The sequence below is a fragment of the Methanosarcina sp. genome (genome assembly GCF_028693135.1).
Lineage (GTDB): Archaea > Halobacteriota > Methanosarcinia > Methanosarcinales > Methanosarcinaceae > Methanosarcina.
Map to the genome: position 1 here is coordinate 20,579 of NZ_JAQUVZ010000011.1, position 617 is coordinate 21,195.

Below are 617 nucleotides of genomic sequence, written 5' to 3' on the forward strand. Positions count from 1 at the left end.
ACTAAAGCAGCAGAAGGCTGTGACAATGCAGAAACTAAAGCAGCTACAGTGAAAAGCTGTGACAATACAGCAACTACAGCAGCTACAACTGCAGAAACTAAAGCAGCAGAAGGCTGTGACAATGCAGAAACTAAAGCAGCTACAGTGAAAAGCTGTGACAATACAGCAACTACAGCAGCTACAACTGCAGAAACTAAAGCAGCAGAAGGCTGTGACAATGCAGCAACTACAGCAAAGAACGTCGCTGCACCAGAAGCTCCAGTAAAGAACGACTGTGAAGACGCTGCACCAGAGGCTTCAGCAACTACAGCAAAGAACGTCGCTGTACCAGAAGCTCCAGTAACTACAGAAAATAAAAACTGTGAAGATGCTGCACCAAAAGCTCCAGAAGCTCCAGTAACTACAGAAAATAAAAACTGTGAAGATACTGCACCAAAAGCTCCAGAAACTCCAGCAACTACAGAAAATAAAAACTGTGAAGATGCTGCACCAAAAGCTCCAGAAGCTCCAGTAACTACAGAAAATAAAAACTGTGAAGATGCTGCACCAGAAGCTCCAGCAACTACAGAAAATAAAAACTGTGAAGATGCTGCACCAAAAGCTCCAGAAGCTCCAGC

1 protein-coding gene is annotated in these 617 nt (G+C 44.1%); it reads left to right on the top strand.

Going from position 1 to position 617, the window contains the following annotated elements:
* Nucleotides 1-617, top strand: a 617-nt coding sequence (locus PHF18_RS07355) for a hypothetical protein (protein WP_300100489.1), incomplete at both ends; no start/stop codon positions are given.